Source organism: Pseudomonas sp. p106 (assembly GCF_003936645.1).
GTDB classification, from domain to species: domain Bacteria; phylum Pseudomonadota; class Gammaproteobacteria; order Pseudomonadales; family Pseudomonadaceae; genus Aquipseudomonas; species Aquipseudomonas putida_E.
Genome location: NZ_RHQR01000052.1, coordinates 1 through 569, shown reverse-complemented (window position 1 = coordinate 569; position 569 = coordinate 1). Strand labels below are relative to the sequence as shown.

The following is a 569-nucleotide window of genomic DNA, read 5'->3' as shown; positions in this document are numbered from 1 at the left end:
TTGCTCTTGCTGTTGCTCTTGCTGTTGCTCTTGCTGTTGCTCTTGCTGTTGCTCTTGCTGTTGCTCTTGCTGTTGCTCTTGCTTTTGCTTTTCAAGCGCGGTAGTACAGGCACCACAGATCGCGACTTCAGGAGGCCGAGCGCAGGTCTTGCGAAGGGAGGTGACGGGCATGGATGCCCGTCAAGCGCTGCGGCCCATGGATGGGCCGTCAGCGCGGTCCTCCCGGGAGCAAGGCCGGAGCGAGGGAACCCCGGAGCGAAGCGTAGGGGCCGGATGATGGGAGCCAGCCTTTTTTGGTTACTTTTTGGGGCGTTTGCCAAAAAGTGACCCGCCGTAAGGGCGGAAAGGTGAGTGAGCGCCGCCACGGCAAATGGATATTCACGCTAGCTGAAAGCCAGAAGCCAGAAGCCAGAAGCCAGAAGCCAGAAGCCAGAAGCCAGAAGCCAGAAGCTCATGCGAGGGCTTTGATTCATGCGGGCATATCCATTTGCGGTGGCGGCGCTCACTCACCTTTCCGCCCTTACGGCGGGTCACTTTTTGGCAAACGCCCCAAAAAGTAACCAAAAAAG

1 protein-coding gene is annotated in these 569 nt (G+C 57.8%); it reads right to left on the bottom strand.

The window, feature by feature from the left end; translation table 11 throughout:
* Positions 1 to 378: 378 nt before the first annotated feature.
* The coding region (locus EGJ09_RS26665; protein WP_218567564.1) for a hypothetical protein at positions 379 to 569 on the bottom strand (191 nt) is incomplete at its 5' end.